The following is a 225-nucleotide window of genomic DNA, read 5'->3' on the forward strand; positions in this document are numbered from 1 at the left end:
CGAGTTCGCCGGTCTTCCTGTCCTTCTTGTTGGGCACGGTCGAGCGGCGGATCAGTAGGTGCCGCTCGAAGTTCCCGACACTGGCGGCGAGTTGGACGGTGGCCCAGTCGTACTCGCGCGGGCCCTTGGCGCCGTCCGCGCACGAGCGGCGCTCGAAAGTCTCCTCGGGTACCAGCGCCCACAGCTCGCGGGCCTGCCGGGTGCGCCCGTCGGGCAGCGGCAGCA

The 225-nt window shown here is 71.1% G+C and carries 1 pseudogene; it reads right to left on the bottom strand.

Annotation, left to right across the window (positions count from 1 at the left end):
- A pseudogene (locus RB628_RS42370) lies at positions 1 to 225 on the bottom strand (hypothetical protein); the annotation flags it as partial.

The sequence above is a fragment of the Streptomyces sp. ADMS genome (assembly GCF_033441795.1).
Classification (GTDB): domain Bacteria; phylum Actinomycetota; class Actinomycetes; order Streptomycetales; family Streptomycetaceae; genus Streptomyces.